At 65.2% G+C, this 18,184-nt stretch carries 16 protein-coding genes and 1 pseudogene; 3 read left to right on the top strand and 14 right to left on the bottom strand.

The features are described 5' to 3' along the window. Nucleotides 1-183, bottom strand: a pseudogene (locus BJQ90_RS02630) (ribokinase); the annotation flags it as partial. A 133-nt stretch (nucleotides 184-316) separates the two neighbouring features. Between BJQ90_RS02630 and BJQ90_RS02625 the strand changes: the two are divergent. After that, nucleotides 317-1,456 carry a Gfo/Idh/MocA family protein gene (locus tag BJQ90_RS02625; RefSeq protein ID WP_226758758.1) on the top strand — a complete coding sequence of 380 codons (1,140 nt, stop codon included), beginning with the start codon at nucleotides 317-319 and terminating at the stop codon, nucleotides 1,454-1,456. Nucleotides 1,457-1,544: 88 nt separating this feature from the next. Next, nucleotides 1,545-2,327 (top strand): DeoR/GlpR family DNA-binding transcription regulator, encoded by a 783-nt coding sequence (locus BJQ90_RS02620; RefSeq protein ID WP_226758757.1) that lies wholly within the window; start codon nucleotides 1,545-1,547, stop codon nucleotides 2,325-2,327. Between the two features lie 98 nt (nucleotides 2,328-2,425). Here the strand turns inward: BJQ90_RS02620 and BJQ90_RS02615 are convergent, their stop codons facing one another. Further along, nucleotides 2,426-3,850, bottom strand: a complete 1,425-nt coding sequence (locus BJQ90_RS02615; protein WP_226758756.1) for a phosphomannomutase/phosphoglucomutase — start codon at nucleotides 3,848-3,850, stop codon at nucleotides 2,426-2,428. A gap of 235 nt (nucleotides 3,851-4,085) precedes the next feature. On the opposite strand from BJQ90_RS02615, the gene BJQ90_RS02610 reads away from it, so the two are divergent. Further along, nucleotides 4,086-5,201 carry a calcium:proton antiporter gene (locus BJQ90_RS02610; RefSeq protein ID WP_226758759.1) on the top strand — a complete coding sequence of 372 codons (1,116 nt, stop codon included), beginning with the start codon at nucleotides 4,086-4,088 and terminating at the stop codon, nucleotides 5,199-5,201. Nucleotides 5,202-5,249: 48 nt separating this feature from the next. On the opposite strand, the gene heR is transcribed toward BJQ90_RS02610, so the two are convergent. From heR to BJQ90_RS02550, 12 genes are all read right to left on the bottom strand, one after another. Then, on the bottom strand, nucleotides 5,250-6,053 hold the full coding sequence (gene heR / locus BJQ90_RS02605) for a heliorhodopsin HeR (RefSeq protein ID WP_226758755.1): 804 nt from the start codon (nucleotides 6,051-6,053) through the stop codon (nucleotides 5,250-5,252). 157 nt (nucleotides 6,054-6,210) lie between these two features. Beyond that, the gene (locus tag BJQ90_RS02600; RefSeq protein ID WP_226758345.1) at nucleotides 6,211-7,290 is read right to left on the bottom strand and encodes a glycerophosphodiester phosphodiesterase family protein; all 1,080 of its coding nucleotides are present in this window, start codon (nucleotides 7,288-7,290) and stop codon (nucleotides 6,211-6,213) included. Between the two features lie 140 nt (nucleotides 7,291-7,430). Then, nucleotides 7,431-8,189: a DinB family protein gene (locus BJQ90_RS02595; protein ID WP_226758754.1), complete on the bottom strand. Its 759-nt coding sequence runs from the start codon at nucleotides 8,187-8,189 to the stop codon at nucleotides 7,431-7,433. A gap of 446 nt (nucleotides 8,190-8,635) precedes the next feature. Further along, the gene (locus tag BJQ90_RS02590; RefSeq protein WP_226758753.1) at nucleotides 8,636-9,379 is read right to left on the bottom strand and encodes a sulfite exporter TauE/SafE family protein; all 744 of its coding nucleotides are present in this window, start codon (nucleotides 9,377-9,379) and stop codon (nucleotides 8,636-8,638) included. Then, nucleotides 9,380-10,819, bottom strand: coding sequence for an NAD-dependent succinate-semialdehyde dehydrogenase (locus BJQ90_RS02585; RefSeq protein WP_226758752.1), 1,440 nt, complete (start codon nucleotides 10,817-10,819; stop codon nucleotides 9,380-9,382). A gap of 22 nt (nucleotides 10,820-10,841) precedes the next feature. Next, nucleotides 10,842-11,957, bottom strand: coding sequence for a M24 family metallopeptidase (locus BJQ90_RS02580; RefSeq protein WP_226758751.1), 1,116 nt, complete (start codon nucleotides 11,955-11,957; stop codon nucleotides 10,842-10,844). Continuing rightward, a complete protein-coding gene (locus tag BJQ90_RS02575) occupies nucleotides 11,954-12,769 on the bottom strand; it encodes a carbohydrate ABC transporter permease (RefSeq protein WP_226758750.1) in 816 nt (271 codons plus the stop codon). The genes BJQ90_RS02580 and BJQ90_RS02575 overlap by 4 nt, the downstream gene beginning before the upstream one ends. A gap of 4 nt (nucleotides 12,770-12,773) precedes the next feature. Continuing rightward, complete coding sequence (locus BJQ90_RS02570; RefSeq protein ID WP_226758749.1) at nucleotides 12,774-13,736, bottom strand: carbohydrate ABC transporter permease; 963 nt, start codon at nucleotides 13,734-13,736, stop codon at nucleotides 12,774-12,776. Further along, nucleotides 13,733-15,022, bottom strand: a complete 1,290-nt coding sequence (locus BJQ90_RS02565; RefSeq protein WP_226758748.1) for an ABC transporter substrate-binding protein — start codon at nucleotides 15,020-15,022, stop codon at nucleotides 13,733-13,735. Before BJQ90_RS02565 ends, BJQ90_RS02570 begins: the two co-directional genes overlap by 4 nt. Nucleotides 15,023-15,076: 54 nt before the next feature. Next, nucleotides 15,077-16,501, bottom strand: a complete 1,425-nt coding sequence (locus BJQ90_RS02560; RefSeq protein WP_226758747.1) for a hypothetical protein — start codon at nucleotides 16,499-16,501, stop codon at nucleotides 15,077-15,079. After that, nucleotides 16,498-17,382, bottom strand: a complete 885-nt coding sequence (locus BJQ90_RS02555) for an aldolase (RefSeq protein WP_226758746.1) — start codon at nucleotides 17,380-17,382, stop codon at nucleotides 16,498-16,500. Before BJQ90_RS02555 ends, BJQ90_RS02560 begins: the two co-directional genes overlap by 4 nt. Before the next feature lie 16 nt (nucleotides 17,383-17,398). Further along, nucleotides 17,399-18,184, bottom strand: a 786-nt coding sequence (locus tag BJQ90_RS02550) for a carbohydrate kinase family protein (RefSeq protein ID WP_226758745.1), incomplete at its 5' end; no start/stop codon positions are given.

Genomic DNA, 18,184 nt, shown 5'->3' with positions numbered 1-18,184 from the left:
GGCGGCATCAGCACCGGCGCGGGCGGCGGCGACCGCTGCGGTGGCGGCGGGTCCGCCGCCCGCCGTGGCAAAGTCGGTGGCCACAGTTCGGCTGTCCTCCGCGGGGTAGTCCTGGACCAGGGCAATGGAGTCAAGAGTTGCGCAGCCTATGAATAGCAGGGTTCCGGTTGACGGTTGGGACACGTTCCACCTCGTTGTAGTTCCGGTTGTAATGAAGAAATATACACACGCCATGTTGGAATAACAACACTTTCTGTATAGTTGTGTTTGGGATGCGACGCGATCCCATACTCAACGTAGAGAAACGGAGCAGCTCATGTCATTGCACACTTCGGAATCGGTCCGGACGATTCGTTACGGACTCATCGGCGCCGGCCACATGGCCCGGGAACACGTCCGCAACCTTGCTTTGATCCCCGGAAGCCTGATTACCGCGGTTTCGGATCCCCAGCCGTCCTCGCTCGAGGAGACCGTGGCGGAGATCGGCTATGAGGTGACGACGTTTCCGGACCACCGGGAACTCCTGGGTTCAGGCCTGGTCGATGCGCTGATCATCGCGAGCCCGAACGACACGCACCTGGAGATCCTGAAAGACATCTTTGCGAGCCAGGTGAAGCTTCCCGTGCTGGTGGAGAAGCCGGTCTGCACCACGGCCGAACAGGCGGATGAACTTGAGTCCCTCGCCGCGGGCTATTCCGCACCCGTTTGGGTGGCCATGGAGTACCGCTACATGCCCCCTGTGCAGGAGATCATCCAGGCAGCCCACGGCGGCAAGCTGGGCAACGTGTTCATGCTGTCCATCGTGGAGCACCGGTTCCCCTTCCTGCACAAAGTGGATGCGTGGAACCGCTTCAACGAGCGCACGGGCGGAACCCTGGTGGAGAAGTGCTGCCACTTCTTCGACCTGATGAGGCTGATCCTCCAGGACGAGCCCACTCGCATCTACGCAAGCGGCGGCCACGACGTCAATCACATGGACGAACTGTACGACGGCCGCGTCTCGGACATGATCGACAACGCCTATGTCGTGGTGGACTTCAAGAGCGGCCGGCGCGCCATGCTGGAGCTGTCCATGTTCGCCGAAGGATCCAAGTTCCAGGAGCGGATCTCCATCGTGGGCGATGCCGGCAAGATCGAGTGCCTCATTCCTGTGGCGGCCAACCACTGGATCGAGGGCGATGAGTCCGAAGCCGTGGTGGAATTCAGCCCGCGCTCACCCCTTGGTCCCGAATCCCACGAGGTCCCGGTTGACGAAGCGGTGCTCGCGGCAGGCGCCCATCACGGCTCCACATACTACGAGCACCTTGGTTACCGCAAGGCCATCCTGGGCGAGGGGCCGGTGGAAGTCACCGTTGCGGATGGACTGCAGTCGGTGCGCATGGGCCTGGCTGCCGAGCGCTCCATCGTTGAAGGGCGCCCGGTTGAGCTCCTCAATGCCGGCAGCGCCGTCAGCTAGTTCGTAAGTTCACGAAGTACATTAGTGCGTGCAGCGAAGTTCCCGCCGGGCCAGATCGTCCGGCCAAGGGACACAGGGAGAAGGGGACATGAGCATCTCAAGTGAAGAGGCGCCGCTGACGCCCCGACAGCGCACCATACTGGATGAATTGGAGCGTCGGGGGTTCATCTCCACCACCGACCTTGCCCAGACATTTTCAGTGTCGGACATGACGGTACGCCGGGACACGCGCCAGCTCTCGCAGCGCGGGCTGGTCCGGGTGGTGCACGGCGGGGTGAGCGCGGTCGACGGAGCCGGCCAGAACGCTGATTTTGCCGCGCGGGTCCGTGAGAACGCGGACGGCAAGCAGCGGGTGGCACGTGCCTGCGTCTCCCTCATCGGGGAGCGCGACGCCATCATCCTGGATGCCGGCACCACAACGTACCAGATCGCGCAGGAGCTCCCCGCGCTGTTCGCGGGCACCATCATCACGCATTCGGCCCCGGCCATCCAGCGGTGCCTGCAGCTCACGTCGGCGCGGACCATTTGTCTTGGCGGGGAGCTACTTCTGGACAGCCAGGCGTTCAACGGGGAGATGACAGTTGCGGCCGTGGCGGGGCTCCGGGCAAAAACCGCGTTCATCGGGGTGAGTGGGATCCACGACGAGGGGTTCTACATCGAACGGGATGTGGAACGTGCCACCAAGCTCGCGCTGATGAACTCCGCCGAGCAAGTGGTGGTGGTGGCGACCCGGCAAAAGATGCTCAGGTACGCGTTGGCGCGGCTCGCCGCCTTTGACGCGGTCGATGTTCTTGTGACGGACGCTCCGCCGCCGCGGGAAATTGAAGCTGCGCTGCGGGCCGCATCCGTCAAACTGATCGTGGCGCGGTGACGGCCGGGACGAAGTGAAGTCGCTTCGACAGCGCTCGCTGGTGCTGAAAGGGTGCCGGGCCTCAAGGGCCCGGCACCCTTTTATTGTGGTTCCCAGCTTTAGCGGCGGATCAGTTCCAGGACGCTGTCCCGCACTCGCTGCATGGTTGCCGCGTCCTTGCCTTCGACATTCAGCCGCAGCAGCGCTTCAGTGTTGGAGGCGCGAACGTTGAACCACCAATCGCCTGTTTCGGAGGAAATGCTCAGGCCGTCGAGCTGATCCACGACGACGCCGCCGAGACTTTCGAAGCTGGCGTGGACCCGGGCTACGGTGCTGGCGACGCCTTCCACGGAGGAATTGATTTCCCCGCTGGCCGTGTACGGCTCGAATTCCCGGCCGAGTTCAGAGAGCGGCACCGGCTGCTCACCCAGGGCGGCGAGCACATGCATCGCGGCCAGCATCCCGGTATCGGCGTTATAGAAGTCGCGGAAGTAGTAGTGCGCCGAATGCTCGCCGCCGAACACGGCGCCTTCCGCGGCCATCCGGGCCTTGATAAAGGAATGCCCGACCCGGGTGCGCACCGGACGCCCGCCGGCGGCCGTGATGAACTCGGGTACCGCCTTTGACGTGATCAGGTTGTGAATGACGGCTGGTTCCGCCGCGCCGGCGGTTCTTGCACGTGCAATCTCGCGGACGGCGATCAGCGACGTGATGGCGGACGGCGTCAGCGGCTGGCCTTTCTCGTCCACCACAAAGCAGCGGTCCGCGTCTCCGTCAAAGGCCAGGCCGAGGTCCGCACCGTGTTCGACGACGGCGGCCTGCAGGTCGCGGAGATTATCCGGGTCCAGGGGGTTTGCCGGATGGTTGGGAAAAGTGCCGTCCAGCTCGAAGTACAGAGGCACCACTGTGAGGGGCAGCGCCGGGAGGATCTGGTCCCCGAGGACTGCCGGGACAGTCAGCCCGGCCATGCCGTTGGCTGCGTCCACCACGACTTTGAGGGGGCGGATGCTGCCGAGGTCCACCAGTGAGCGAAGCTTTTCCGCATAGCCATTCAGAATGTCGAATGCCACAATGCTCCCGGGAGACACGTCTCCCGGAATTCCCTCGGTGAGGTACTGCTGGGCCAGGTCCCTGATCTCATTGAGCCCGGTTTCCGAGGAGACGGGGACGGCTCCGGCCTGGGCCATCTTGATCCCGTTGTATTCGGCAGGATTGTGGCTCGCAGTGAAAATCGCGCCGGCTGCATCAAACGCGCCGCACGCGTAGTAGAGCTCGTCGGTGGAGATCAGGCCAACGTCCCTGACGTCGGCGCCGCGCTTGGTGGCTCCGGCCGCGAAGGCCGCCGTGAAGGCGGGAGAGGACGGACGCATGTCCCCGCCACAGAAGATCGACTGTCCGCGGAGCCCCAAAACGTCAACGAAGGCCGCTCCAACAGCCTCACAGCTCTCTGCTGTGATGCTCTCCCCGACGATGCCCCGCACGTCGTAGGCTTTGAATGACGCTGACATGTCCATGGCGCTCCCCGCGGTTGCTAATGCAAACATAAAATGTTGGATAAACAACATCAGTTTAGCCGGTGGAACGCCGGGGGTGTGAATCACGCTGGCCTGGGGCACCTGCCGGCCCGCCGTCCTGTTGTAGCATGAGCGGCAGAGCGCGACACCAGCGCTTCGGACAGGACAGCCCGTTCGTCTCGATCCACGCCGGGACGGCCCGTGGAATGGGGTTCAACCCGTGGTTTCTTCTACTGCGCGATCGATATTCACGCCTGCCGCCATAATGCGCCTCGTGGTCGGCTGGGGCGCCGTCGTCGGGTTGGTGTTTGCCGGTCTCCTGCTTGAGCCACCCGTCCCCACGCCACTGCTGATCCCTGCACTTGTGCTCATCGTCGGGGTGGTTCTGGTCTGCGCCTTTGGGGTGGTCCATGAGGCCGAACACCTCGCCCACCGGCTTGGTGATCCCTACGGCTCCCTAGTCCTCACCCTCTCGATCGTGCTGATCGAGGTGGTGCTCATTTCCGCCGTTATGCTCGGGCCCGGGGAGCACACCACGATCGCCCGGGACTCGGTGATGGCCGTATCGATGATCATACTCAATGCCGTGATCGGGCTTTCTCTTCTCGTCGGGGCGATCAAACACGGCAATCTGGGCCACAACCGCACCGGTACCTCCTCCTATCTCGCCATGCTCGTCGTTCTCCTCTCGCTGGCCTTCGCCCTGCCGGCCCTGATTGGCCGCGACGGCTCCTACGCTCCCGGCCAGGAAATCCCCATCATCGTGCTGACCCTGGCCCTCTACGCCTTCTTCCTCTACCGACAGATGGGCAGGCAAGCCGACGACTTCCGGGAAGTCGATCCACGCTTCGCCGCCGGCCCGGGCATCCGCGGCAACGCCGCCACCGAGCAGTCCCGCCAAAGCGTCACCCAGGTCATCGCCGAGCACCGGACCGAGGTAGTGCTGCGGATCGCGCTGCTTATCGTGACGGTCCTGCCCATCGTGGTGCTCTCCCACGACATGGCCACGCTCCTGGACGACGGGCTCGGCCGCGTCGGTGCACCGGCGGCCCTTTCCGGCATCCTGATCGCCATTATCGTGTTCCTGCCCGAGTCGATCACGTCGGTGCGAGCAGCGCTGCAGGGCGAGATTCAGCGCGTCAGCAATCTATGTCACGGCGCCTTGGTGTCCACGGTCGGTCTGACCATTCCCGTGGTCCTCATTATCGGCGCCCTCACCGGTCAGACAATCGTGCTCGCCGAGTCCCCGGCCAACCTGTTACTCCTCGGCGTCACATTGATGCTGTCGGTGACCACGCTTGCCTCCAAAAAGGTGACATCAACGCACGGCGCCGCCCATCTCGTGGCCTTCGCGGTTTACGGCATCGCCGTATTCTCCTGAAATCCACCGGAGCGCTGGCCAGGATGTGAACACCGCGCGGTGCGGTTGTCAGCCGGTCAAAGCCGGGATGATGGCGCCCGAAAAGACCTGCCATGCGAGCGCTGTCTTGGCGATGAGGCTGAGAGTGATATAGACCCGCTCGCCGTGGAGGTAGTCGCGCCACGGACCCACCTGGCGGTACTGGAGCCACTGGTTAATCGCGAAGGTGTTGAAGAACAGGAACAACGAGATGATGATGCCATAGACGAAGGCGGGCGGCTCCACCGTGCCAGCCGACCCAGGGGACAAGAAGTACACCAGGATCACGATCCAGGGCACCACCCCGGCCAGGGACCCTAAGATGAAAGGCAGGAAATTGCCGCTGCCAGGCTTCTCGTATTTTTCCTGCAGCGCCCCGAAACCGATCATCGCGGCATTAATGGCGAAGATTGAGAACAGTGCGGCGATATCGGTGATCCCTGTGGTCTGGGCGATCAGCCAGATCATCACGGACGAACTGAGTGAGTATTCGACCCAGCGGAAGTAGTTGTGGTTCGCCCTGAGCCCGGCACCGTAGCGCGGGAAGAACAGCGGCGACGCCACAGCGAAGTGGAACAGCGCGGAGAGGGCGAGGAACACAACAACCCCGGCACCCACATTGACGGCAAAAAGCTCCACGCGCTCAGGTGGAACTGGGAAGCCGGGAGGACCCGCCAGGTAGTCCGCGGTTACACCGAACGTGACCTGGGTGCTCAGCATTGTGAGGATGACCGCAAAGCCGATGGCCTGGACCAGATGAAGAGCGCCTGCCACAAGGTTGTAGGGGCGAAGACGGCGGATGCTGTCGTCGGCGGTCCGGGTTGTGCGCGCCATGGGGTGCTCCTCGATGAGCGGACGAACAGTATCTGTGCTGCCACGGTAGCAGTCGGGTGCCTGCGCACGCGAGGGATGAACCTGACTGCCACCCACCCGCAGGCAACCCCCGGCGGCGGGCGGCGCCGTGACGCGGCCGCCCGCCGTCGTCGTTCTGCTAGACCTTGGGCTGGTAGGCCTTCGGCAGCTTCAGTCCGCGTTCGTCCATGACGGTGCGCAGGCGGGTGGGGTAGTCGCTGATGATGCCGTCCACGCCGAGGTCCATCAGCCGGTTCATGTCCGCGGTGGTGTTGACGGTCCAGGGGATGACCGGAAGGCCGAGCCCGTGGGCGTCAGCGATCATTGCGGGGGTGACGGATTTGAAGGCGGGGGAGATGGCGTCGTAGCCCTGGGCTGCGGCGGCCTTGGCGAGGGATCCGCCGTAGGTGTCGATGTCGATCCCGCCGAGGTTGGCGCTGGCGCCGGGCTGGCCGACCTCGAGCCAGGCGTCGCCGCTGGAGAGGGCAACGAGCGGCAGTTCCGGGGCGATCTTTTTGGTGAGGTTCAGCGAGGACCAGTCGAAGGACTGCACCGTGCTGCGGTCCGCCATGCCGGAGGCCTGGATCTCGGCAACCACGGCCTTGGTCAAGGCCACCATGCCCTCCCCGCCGGACTTTCCGTCCTCCACCTTGGTCTCGATGTTGAAGCGGACCTTTTGGGCGCCGGCGTCGCGCACCAGCTGGAACACGTCCTTGAGCTCGGCGATCCGGTTGCCCTCGATCACGTCCTGCTCCGGGAACCCCTTGAGCTGGGTGAAACCGCAGTTAAGTGTTTTGATCTGGGCGAGCGAGAGCTCGGCCACCCGGTCGCCGACGTACGGGAAGGCGGCGTCGCCCGGCGTGGCCGGCGCAGTGTCCTGGCACTTGTCGGCCTGGATGGTGTCGTCGTGCCAGACGATGGTCTTGCCGTCAGAGCTCAGGTGGGTGTCCAGTTCCAGGGTGCTCACGCCCAGCTTCAGCGAGTGGGCGAAGGCGGCCAGGGATTCCTCGGTCCACTCGCCGCGGCCTCCGCGGTGTGCCTGCAGGTCAAAGGACCCGTTGCTCTCGTTGGTCTTGAGGGTTGTTGCCTTTTCGGCACCAGTTCCGGGGGCGTGCGAGGACGGCGCGGAGCCGGCTTCGGTGTGTGAAGCGGCGACGGCGGGGCCCGCCAGGGCGGCGATGAGCGCGGCGGTGGCCGCGGCAGTCAGGACTGTGCGCATGGTGGTGGTTCCTCCTGGGTGGCGGTGGCCGGCGCTGCGCCGGCGACCCGACAACCCTAGGGAGGTGAGGTGGACTGCCGGGTTCGGGGAACTGGATCTCGGGTGAACAGTTCAGCGCCGATCGTCTGCCATCGGCAGCTTTATAGGTGTGATTCGGCCTCGATGGCCTCCAAATCACGGATGGCGTAGCGGTGGTGCTCCCACTCCTCGTCGAGAATTGTGTGCAGGCACGAGAGGACAGCCTCCGGTTGCCCCGGGGCCCAGGGATTCCGGCGGGCCAGGGACAGCTGGTCCTGGCTCACGGTGGCGAGATAGGCGCGCACCATGGCTTGCCGGCCAGCCCGGGCGTCAAGCACTTCCTCATACGAGGGAGCGGCCGAAGCGAAGACCGACAGGTCGTAACCGTCGGTACCGTACTCCACATTCGGCTGGCCAATGGGGTGGTACGGCTGTTCGACCTCCAGGATCGCCTTGCGAAGCCACGTGTCGGTGGCCATGACCAAGTGGCGCAGTGTCTGGGCGAAGGACCACTCACCATCCACCGAGATATCGACCGTGCCAGCCGGCATCGCCGCGACCCGCTCAAGCGTCGCCGACCAGGTCCGCTCAAGCGCGGCCCAGGCGGCACGCAGACCATCCGGATCCCCAGCGCGCCTTTCGGCGCGTCCGGGAAAGCGGCGGTTGAGTTCAGCCTCCACGAAGGGGACCACATCGACGCCGTTGACACGCAGGAAGTTCCCGCCATCGAACAGCCAGGGTGCATCGATGTCTGCCCCGGACACGTCGACGCCGCGCATCACCGCGCCGGACAGGTCGGACCGGACGAACCGCGCTCCCCGCAGGTTCACGTCGACGAATTCTGCGCCACGGCGGTCATCGGGCTGACTGAAATCTGCCATGTCGGCCACTTTGTCACGCTTCCCACCCTGCCGGAAGACGCGACAGGGCCTGCCTGCGCTCCCGTTGCGCTATCACTTATGGCCGTTCTGAGCGCTGAAGACGGCTAAGAGTGATAGCGCAACGGCTGTTCCGGTGGAGAACTTGGTAAGGACCGGCGAATGCCCGCACCCGTCCGCTATGCGAGCGTGAGGTCGCGGTCGATGTAGGAACCGGCGCGCGGGGTTGAGCCCGCATTGCACGTGCAGTTGCTGTCAACTTCCACTCGTAGAGTCACGGCTGCGCCTCCTTCCAGTTTGAGGATCACGGGCTCGTTGCGTGCGGTCGAAACTCGAAGAACTGTTTCTTCGGGGGAGAGGGCAGACATGGAATTCCTTTCGTGAGCCGTCCCGGCTCGGTGGGTGGGGTATCGGTTGGTACGGGAGGTGAAGGGGATGGATGCGCTGGCCTAGGCCAAGATGTCCAGGACACCGCGCACAATAGTCGCGGCTGAGCCAAGGTAGGCGAGAACTATCAGCAGCAGTTGGGCAGTCCTGGCGGGGACGTGTTTGGCAGTGACGTCGCCCAGAACCAGTCCCGCGAGGCACGCGATGGCTACAGCCAGCCACATGCCCCACGGGAGGACGGGGAAGGTGTCGGGAGCCGTAATCGCCTTGGAAACCAACGAGAAGCATCCGATGGTGAAGAAGTAGGGTTGCATCGTGGCCGCGAACGAACGGTGATTCCAGCCGGTGGCGATGGAGTACATGCTCACCGCTGGCCCGCCCACGCCCGCTGCCGTGTTCATGAATCCGCTCAGCCCTCCGGCGGTCCAGAGATAGCGGCGACGGGTTGGCAGCTTCGCCGATTTCAGCGCCAGCAGGACGGTCAGCCCGACTGCCAGAAGGACGCCGATCGAGATTTCCAGGACGGCCGGGGGGATCAGCCTGATCAGGAACGCCGCCGGGATGATGCCGAGGAGCGCCGCTGCGGCCAGCGCTGCATAGCGGCGCCAGTCGATGTCCCGGACCACCCGGAAGATGATGGCGCCTGCTGTCACGGCTCCGCATAGGTTCACCAGCACCACACCTTCCACTGGTCCGAGGAGCAGGACCAGGAAAGGGGCGGCCACCAGGGCGAAACCCATGCCAGTGATGCGCTGCATCCCGGCGCCCATGACGACGGCGGCCAGAACCAGTCCGGTGGTCAGCACTTATGGCCTCCAGGCCACGTACTGGACCTCCTCGAACTCTGCGATGCCCAGGTCTGATCCTTCCCGGCCGAGGCCGGATTGCTTGACTCCGCCCATCGGCGCGAATGCCACGGACGGCAGTGGATCATTGACTCCCACGATGCCTGCTTCCAGCCGCTCCGGAACGTTCCAGGCACGCTTGGAATCGGTGGTCCAGACATAGGCTGCGAGCCCCATCTCGGTGGCGTTTGCTTTCCGGATGGCGTCCTCATCCGAGGCGAACGTGACAATACCGGCTGCCGGGCCGAAGACCTCCTCGGTCACCAGGGCGGCGTCTTCCGGTACGTCCATCAGGAGCGCAGGGGCCATGAATGCCCCGCCGCCGGGCACTTCCGTCCGTTGGGTGATCCGCCGGGCACCCTGGTCGACGGCGTCGTCCACCAGGGCCTGCACGGCTGACACCCGCTCGGCGTCGATCATCGGACCAAGATCCGGAACGGCGGAACCGTCGTCGGGAACGCCGTGCCCGATGGACATCGCATCGAACCGCGCGCCGAGCTTTTTCGCGAATTCCTCGGCGATGCTCTCGTGGACCAGGAAGCGGTTGGCAGCAACGCAGGATTGCCCGGTGTTGCGGAGCCTTCCAAGAACGGCGCCGTCTACCGCAGCATCCAGGTCGGCATCTTCGAACACGATGAACGGCGCGTTGCCGCCCAGTTCCAGCAGGGGCCGGACCAGGCGATCGGACGCCATCGCCATGATCTGCCTTCCCACCCCGGTGGAACCCGTGAAACTGACGGCCCGCACGGCCGGGTGCCGGACCAGGGCCGCGGTCAGGTCCCGGGAGGGCCCATGGACGACGTTCACGACGCCGGCGGGGAACCCGGCGTCGTGCAGGACCTCGAACAACCCGGTGGCCGCGAGCGGCGCCTTTTCGGAGACCCGTCCCACCACGGTGCAGCCTGCAGCCAGCATGGCAGCCAGTTTGCGGGCCTGGATGGACACCGGGAAGTTCCATGGTGTGAGACTCAGGGCAACCCCGATAGGTTTGCGAAGGCTGAGGTGACGACGTCCCTGCATCTCAGGGGGACTGACCTTGCCCGTGGAGCGGCGGATTTCCTCGGCGAACCAGCGGAAATACTCGACGGAGAAGTCCACTTCACCCTGAGCTTCGGGGAGCCTTTTTCCGGCCTCCAGGGCCAGGGTGTAAGCGAGTTCGTCGCGCCGTTCGGCGAGGAGGTCCGCTGCATTTCGGAGCAGGTCGGCCCGCATCCGCACGGTGGTTTGGGACCATGACTCGAACGCGTCGGCGGCGGCGTCGGCAGCCTTGACGGCGTCGTCAGCTGTTCCCCAGGCTACTTCACCGATGGTGAGGGCATTTCCGGGATCGACAACGTCCCTTGAGTTGTCGGCGGATTGCCAGGTGCCGTTCACCAGGTGTCGGGCTGATTTGAGGTTCACGTTTAGGTTCTCTTTTCTTGGGCTAGTGAATTTCAAGCACGGCGGGGCGGGGCTGGCCACCCACGGCCAGCGTGGGCCAGGCGTCATCGACGGTGAGGATCCGGGGTCCGTTGGCGGTGACCAGCACGGTGTCCTCAACTTTGAACCCTGCTCCGGACGGGTTCCAGCCCAGCACCATGCCCTCAGACAGTTCAAGGTTGGTGCGCGGGCTCGCTATCAGCTCGCGCGGGTTGAACCCGGTGAGGCCGCCCTGGTGGTGCCGACGCCATTCCGCAGGATCGAAGCCGTTCTCTCCGTAGGCGGCTGCCCCGAGGGCGAAAACCTCACTGAGGACGGCACCGGGCGTGCTGTTGTCAAGGAAGGCCTGTTCCACCCGCAGTAGCGCGTTGTACGTGGCGGCTTCGGCCTCCAGCGGTGAAAAAGAGACCATCCTGGTGACTGTTCCCACCATGCCGTTCCGGCGGCCGCAACAGGCCACCATCACCCGGTCTTGCACCGGCTTAGCCGTGGCAAGGGGGTGGCGGTGTGCGCCGATCCGTTCGTCGGAGCCGACGAACAGGGCCACTGTCTCGATGCCTTCGTCCAGCAGTGCTGCCACCAGTTGGCCGGCAACGTGCTGCTCGGATTCGCCTGGCCTGATGGCGGCCACGACCCGTCCGGTGATCCGGGCAAGGTCGGCGCACAGGTCGGTGAGGGTGTGCTGCTGCCCGGGGGTGAGGACCCGGCGGATGGCGGCAAGCAGCGCCTGTGCGTCTATGCTGTTGGCGCCCATTCCGGTGGGCTGGTCCGTCAGGACACCGGGGCCGGTGGGCAGCAGGACGGACCGGTCTTCGGTCCAGCCCACGACGTCGAATTCCACCGGGCGGTCGAGGAACTCCGTGTCCCGCAGCCGGGGCGCCTCGATGGCGTTCGTCACGATCCGCACCTCCTCAGATGCCTGTGGTCCTCCCAGGCCGGAGATGACGACATCGAAGCAGGACATGTTCAGTGTCTGCGGCACGTGCCACCGGGCACCCGTGAACCACGAAAGGTTCAGCGGGTCCCGGAGAACGACGGTGTTGGCACTGTGCGCCGCGGCCAACCGGCGGAGAGAGGCGAGCTGATCTTCCCAGCTGCAAGGGAGGCATGCTGCGCTCATCCCTTGCTTGCTCCGGCGGTGATCCCGGCAACGAAGTAGCGCTGCAGGAAAACGTACGCCACCACCACAGGGAGGGAGGCCAGGATGACACCGGCAAACAGCAGCGGATAGTTGGTCTGGAACTCGCCTTGGAAGCTGAGCAGTGCCAGCGGCAGGGTGCGGTGGCTCGGGGACTGGATGAACAGCAGCGGGTACAGCAGTTCGTTCCAGTGGATCACGAACAGGAAGATTGCGGCGGCAGCCACTGACGGTGCGGACAGGGGAAGGGCTATGGACACGTAGGTCCGCCACGGCCCGGTTCCGTCAATAGAGGACGCCTCGAAGAGCTCCTTGGGCAGGGTCCGCATGAACCCGCCCAGGATGAAGACGGCGATCGGCAGCGAGGAAACCACATTGGCCACTACCAAGCCGGTGAGGCTGTCCAGCAGGCCGAGCCGTCCGAACAATACGTAGAGCGGCACCATGTTGGCCTGGGCGGGGATCGCCATGCCCAGGACCAGGAAGCCGAAGATGCCCCAGGACATAAAGCCCCTGAGTCGGGACACGGCGTAGCCGGCGAGGCTGGCAAGGAACAAGGTGAGCGGCACGGAAATGGCGGTGACGATGACGCTGTTCATGAAGGACGAACCAAGGTCCTGGCCGCCGATAACCTCGGCGTAGTTGGCCGGGGAGAGCGACTGCGGCAGGCTGAAAGGCCCCTCGAAGAGCTCTTGGGTGGACTTGAAGCTGCCGAACCCCACCACGGTCAGCGGAACGATGATGATGACCGCGTAGATCGCGAGGATTCCGCGGCGGGTTATTGACGAGAACATGCTGTCATTCCCCCTTCGGGGTGAGGCGGAGCAACCGGCGCTGCAACCAGGTGACCAGGGCGATCATCGCCATGAAAATGATCGATTGGGCAGCGGCGTAGCCGAACTCCGAGTTGGCGAAAGTGCTGTAGATACGGGTGGAGAGGATGTCCAGTGACGCTTTCGGCGGGTTGCCGGCGATACCGAGGATCAGGTCGAACGCCTTGAACGACTGGACGGTGGTGTAGGCCACCACGATGGACGTGGCGGGTGCCACGAACGGCCAGGTGATCGACTTGAACTGCTGCCATTTGCCGGCGCCGTCCATCTCAGCCGCTTCGTAGAGTTCCCGCGGGATGGCCTGCAGCCCGGCGATGAAAACAACCATCATCTGTCCCGCGTGGAACCAGACCTGTGTCATTGCCACCCAGTACAGCGCTTGCACGTTGTTCCCCAGGTAGGACCCCTGCAGGGATTCCAGGCCGACGGCCCCGAGTACCGAGTTGGCGAGTCCGAAGTTCGGGTCATAAATGAACTTCCAGATGAACGCCACGGACACGGAGGACAGGATGGTGGGGAAGAAGAAGAGAGCGCGGAGGAGGATGCTTCCGCGCGAGTTCTTGGTGAGCAGCAGGGCGAGCAGCAGCGAGAACACTGTCTGCGCCACCACCACCAGGAGCACGAACTTCAGGTTGTTCGTCAGCGCGTTGGTAAAGAGCGAATCCTTGGTGAACGCGCGGATGAAGTTGTCCATGCCCACGTAGTTGAACGCGGCGGAGAAGCCGTTCCAGTCCGTGACGGCGTACTGGAAGGCCTGCAGCGTGGGCATCACCAGGAAGAACGCGGTGATGGCCACGGCGGGCAGCGGGAAGAGGTAGAGAGCCGGGTTGACCCGGGTGGGTGAACGGCGGCGCGCCTTTGGGTCGGGGGCGCCGGGACGGCTGTCCAGTGCGCTCGTCTTCGCAGCCGTTCCGGGATGGATGCTCATAGCCGTTCGTCAACAATCTTCTGGGCGGCCTCCGCTGCCTGCTCCGGACTGGTGCCGGAGATGACCGCCGTGGCGCTGGCTTCCACGGCGTTGCGGACGTCCAGGTTCTGGAACTGGAACCTGGCGGCCAGTGCCGTCTTCTTCCCGAGCCAAGGGCTCAGCCGTTTGAGGTCGGGGTTGGTGTAGTCCACCTTGTCCACCGACACGTGCTGGGCCGTCTGGTTGGCGTAGTAAGCCGCGTTTTCCGGTTCGGAGAGGAAATCGATCCACGCGGCTGCGGCTGCCTGGTTCTTGCTGGCGGCGTTGACGCCCAGGATGAACGTGGCGTTGTAGACGCCCTCGTACTTGGCGTTGCCGCCGGTGGAGGTGTTGGGGAAGACCAGCTCAATGGGGAACTTGGCGCCCAGGCCGCGGACGGCGGCGATGTGGTAGGAGCCTGTGGCCAGCATCGCGGCTTTACCTTGGGAAAAGAGGTTCTGCGCCGGCTCCACCGCGGTGCCCGTGGCGTTGGGCTGCAGGTATGGGACAAGGTCCTTGTACTGTCCGAGCATTTTCAGGAACCAGTCGTCCGTGCACTTGAGCTTGCCCTGCTCGATCTGGGCGCACATGTCGTCAACGGGGGCATTGTTGGCGATCATGCAGTTGAACAGCTGACCGCCGTTTCCGACGTCGCCGCCGGGCCAGGAGATGGGGATAACGCCGGAGGCTGCGAGCTTTTCGCACATCGCCAGGAAGGCGCGCCAGTCCTTGGGTGCGGTGTCTGCCCCCGCCTTGTCGAACAGGTCCACGTTCGCCATGGGCATCGGGAAGACCACCTGGTAGGGGAGGCCAAGCTGGCTGCTCCCGGACTTGCCGGCGGCGAGCAGGCCCGGCTGATAGTTGGACGCCGCCTTGCTGTCCTTCAGATCGGTGTAGATTCCGGCCTGGGTGAAGTTGTTGAACTGGGACCCGCGGAAGGTGGCGAACGCGTCGCCGATCGAACCGCCGCGCAGCTTCTGCAGTGCCTGCGCGTTGTAGTCGTTGGAGGTGGAAATATCCTGCGCGACTTCGACGCCCTGGTGGAGGGCGGCGAATCGCTTGATCAGCTCGTCGAACACCACCTTGTCTTCACCGCGCCAGTGCGCAAAGGACACCTTGCCGGTGATGTTCCCGGCGGACGGGGCAACGGCGCCGGCGCTGCCGCCCGGTGCCGTGCTGCCACCGGGGCCCGCGCAAGCCGCCGCCGTAGCACCGAAGCCAATGGCTCCGAGAACAGAGAGTGCCTGCCTGCGTGAAATCTGACTCACAATAATCTCCTCGTTGAGTGTTTGCGTTGCCTTGTTGCCAGCTGGTGGGGGGTGTCACCACTCGGTGACGGGGATCCCCAGGAGGTCAGCCGCGGTGCGGAGCTGGGGACGGATGTCCTTCCAAGCCAGGACGGTGTGGTGGGGGAACCCGCCCACCACCAGGGAGTTCACGAACGAACTGGCGTCCACGTCAAGCCGGACTTCCGCGGTGTTGCCCTGGAAGTGGTTGGGCGCGGGGATTGATTCTCCGGCGCCGATGAGCAGCCGGAGTCCGCCACCGCCGTCGTTGTTCTCGGTCAGTCGGGCCATGACCACCGGTCCGGTCTTCAGCGGGAAGTTGCCGGCAACGCCGATTTTGCGGTTGCAGTGGGTGAACTGGGTGGCCTCGGCCGGATCGGCCGCCAGGGCAGTAGCCGCCGAGCCGCAGTGCCAGAGCCGCACGCTGTTGTTCTCGGTATTGAGGTCCACGGTGTCCACCAGGTAGGTGGGGCCGGAGCCCAGGGACTGCATCAGCAGCATGGTCACGGCGCCGTACACGTCGCGCTCGCAGGCCGTGGGGGTGCCTTCGTCTGCGATGCGTGAGAGTGAGGAGCAAGGGCAGACCCCGCGCTGGGTCGGAAATTCCGGCCAGCAGCGGACGGCGATCGCGGACAAATCCTTGGCAGCTCCCCATTCGCGCATGGCGACTGTGGTGGCGGCGGACCGTGCGACCTCCTCCGGGTTCACGGAATCCAGGCTGGGCTGCGCGGCGCGGGCGGACTTTTGCTCGGCGTCGCACTGGGCGGGGGCGACGTCGTCGATCTTGCCGAACATCTCATCGATGCTGAGCTGCTCCACCTGCAGTCCGAAGAGCTTGTCCAGCAGGTCGGGATCAAACTGGCTGGGAGTGAAGCCCGGGGGAGCCTCGGACACGAGGCCCAGGCGCTGGCCTTTCATGCCCAGCAATGACGCGCCCACGGCTTCCATATCCTTGGCGCGTTCGCCGTGCACCGGTGCCAGGGAGGTGCCGGAAGGCAGCGTGCCGTTGATGGCGTTCCGCAGGACATCCGCCACGGTGGCCTCGTCCGGGTTCCCGTACATCAGCCGGACGCTCCTGCCGGCGCGGACCAGGGCGTGGGCGTACAGGTTGGACCCGCACAGCGAGTTCAGCCAGAGCCTGTCTCCCACCGGTCCCGGTTCGCGGAAGGACCACAGGAGCACCGGCTGCTCCAGCTCCGCGTACAGGGCCAGTGCCGGGGAGGCGTCGGAGAAGCTGGCGCAGACGTTGACCACCAGGTCGAAGTCCTCCTGCAGGTACGGCAGGGCGGCGTCGATGTCCTCGGGGGTCATGACCAGCTCGCTCGGGCCGAAAACCTCGGCGCCCAGTTCCTCAACCAGTGCGCGGGCGGCCGCGGCGTAGCGGGCGGCGACGTCCACCACGAAGGTGGGCCGCGCCGTCGCGATCATCAGTACGCGCTTCTTGGCGCCGGTGCTGCTCATGCGTTGGTCCGCTGGGAAGCGACGACGTCGTCCACGACGGCGCAGAGGTGCTGCAGCCGGCGGACGGCGTCGGTGGAGAGGGAAGTGACGACGTCGGGGGAGCCGATGCAGGAGGCCCACACGGCGCGTCCGGAGAGGAAGCCGCTGGCACCTTCGAGGCAGGCCCACCGGACGGCGTCGGGGAAGACGTCCTCGGGGACGCCGGAGGAGAGGATAACCCACGGGCCGTCGATGGCCCGGGTCAGTTCGGCGCAGGCGGCCCGTACCTCTTCTTCCGGGGCCTGTCCGTGGAACGGCACTTCGGCCTTGTACAGGTCCGCTCCGAGGCCTCCCAGTTCCTTGGCGGCGGCCAGGATGCCGGCGTTCCAGTCGAAATCTTCCCCGGAGAGCGGTTTGCGGGATAAGGGTTCGATGATGCTGATCAGTCCTGCGGACTTGCACAGTTCCACGAACTCCCGGACCATCTGCACCCGGCCCTCGGAGGGCACATCCGGGCGGTAAAGCACGAGCAGTTTGAGTGCTTTTACGCCCAGGGCGGCGTACTTATGCGGATCAACCAGTCGGTCGATGGTTACTTCGCCCACCAGTTCGCCGTGCGCGGATTCGAAGTGGTCAGCTGAAGCGATGAGACCACAGGCCGGGTCAACCACCCCAGCCTCGATGGCCTGGTCCAGGGCGAACTGCCGGTCAATCAGGACCCCGGAGGCGTAGGGGCTGAGGATGCGGGCCGCTTCGAGCTTGAAGTCGCGGAGGTCCTCGTCGGTGACCGGCGTCTCCTGGTGTTCGGCGATCATGTTGCGCATGGCTTCGCGCTGGTCGACGGCGAGCATCGCGAAGGCGCCTGAGGGGCGCTGGAGGGGTGAGAGGTCTGTGGGGGTCATGGGCTGCTTCTTTCAGCTAGGCGGTGTGGTTTGAGGCAAGAATGGTGGTGAGGACTTCGTGCGGGATGGCCGAGCGGCCGTCCAGTCCGGCGCAGGAGGCGGAGGCAATCCGGCCGGCGTAGGCTGCGGCATCGACGAGGGGCCTGCCGGCCGCGACTGCGGCCAGCAGGGCGCCGTGAAAGACGTCGCCGGCGCCGAGAGTGGAGACAATATCGGCAGGTGTCGCCGGTACGTGCACCGCCTCGGAGCTGCCGGCCCTAACCCAGGCGCCGTCCGCGCCGGCCGTGGCGACGACGGCGGTGGCGCCGTCGTCGATCGCTTTCTGGAGCAGCGACTCAACCGGCAGGTCCGCGCCGTACACGGCCTGCAGGCGCTCAACGGTGGGGACGTAGAGGGCCACGCCGCGCGGGCTGAAGTTGGGGATGGGGTTGCCCGCGTCGACGCTGAGGGTCAGGTTGGGGATGCCCGTGACGGCGTTCCAGCCGAGGTGGTCCACATGGACCCACGCTGCGGCGTCGAGCAGTTCCCGGAAGCGTCCGTCGGCGGGGAAGCGGACCGGCGGTACGGGCCGGGTGACGATGGCGCGGCTTTCGGATCGCTTGCTGACGACGATTACGCTGGCACCGGTTTTGACGCCCGGATCGCGGACTACGGCGGAGGTATCCACCCCTTCGGCCTGCAGGCCGGCGATGATCCAGTCCCCTTCCTCATCCGTTCCGAGGACCCCGGCGAAGGCGGCATCAGCACCGGCGCGGGCGGCGGCGACCGCTGCGGTGGCGGCGGGTCCGCCGCCCGCCGTGGC

Source organism: Arthrobacter sp. SO3 (assembly GCF_020532825.1).
In the GTDB taxonomy this organism is placed as follows: Bacteria; Actinomycetota; Actinomycetes; order Actinomycetales; family Micrococcaceae; genus Arthrobacter.
The sequence above is the reverse complement of the archived record's forward strand: the minus strand, read 5'-3'. Positions and strand labels throughout refer to the sequence as shown.

Excerpts from the sequence above, each read along its gene's own strand:
- BJQ90_RS02570 (WP_226758749.1), bottom strand. The coding sequence starts at position 13,736 with ATGAGCATCCATCCCGGAACGGCTGCGAAGACGAGCGCACTGGACAGC.
- BJQ90_RS02580 (WP_226758751.1), bottom strand. The coding sequence starts at position 11,957 with ATGAGCGCAGCATGCCTCCCTTGCAGCTGGGAAGATCAGCTCGCCTCT.
- BJQ90_RS02555 (WP_226758746.1), bottom strand. The coding sequence starts at position 17,382 with ATGACCCCCACAGACCTCTCACCCCTCCAGCGCCCCTCAGGCGCCTTC.
- BJQ90_RS02575 (WP_226758750.1), bottom strand. The coding sequence starts at position 12,769 with ATGTTCTCGTCAATAACCCGCCGCGGAATCCTCGCGATCTACGCGGTC.
- BJQ90_RS02600 (WP_226758345.1), bottom strand. The coding sequence starts at position 7,290 with ATGCGCACAGTCCTGACTGCCGCGGCCACCGCCGCGCTCATCGCCGCC.
- heR (WP_226758755.1), bottom strand. The coding sequence starts at position 6,053 with ATGGCGCGCACAACCCGGACCGCCGACGACAGCATCCGCCGTCTTCGC.
- BJQ90_RS02620 (WP_226758757.1), top strand. The coding sequence starts at position 1,545 with ATGAGCATCTCAAGTGAAGAGGCGCCGCTGACGCCCCGACAGCGCACC.
- BJQ90_RS02560 (WP_226758747.1), bottom strand. The coding sequence starts at position 16,501 with ATGAGCAGCACCGGCGCCAAGAAGCGCGTACTGATGATCGCGACGGCG.
- BJQ90_RS02615 (WP_226758756.1), bottom strand. The coding sequence starts at position 3,850 with ATGTTTGCATTAGCAACCGCGGGGAGCGCCATGGACATGTCAGCGTCA.
- BJQ90_RS02610 (WP_226758759.1), top strand. The coding sequence starts at position 4,086 with ATGCGCCTCGTGGTCGGCTGGGGCGCCGTCGTCGGGTTGGTGTTTGCC.
- BJQ90_RS02595 (WP_226758754.1), bottom strand. The coding sequence starts at position 8,189 with ATGGCAGATTTCAGTCAGCCCGATGACCGCCGTGGCGCAGAATTCGTC.
- BJQ90_RS02625 (WP_226758758.1), top strand. The coding sequence starts at position 317 with ATGTCATTGCACACTTCGGAATCGGTCCGGACGATTCGTTACGGACTC.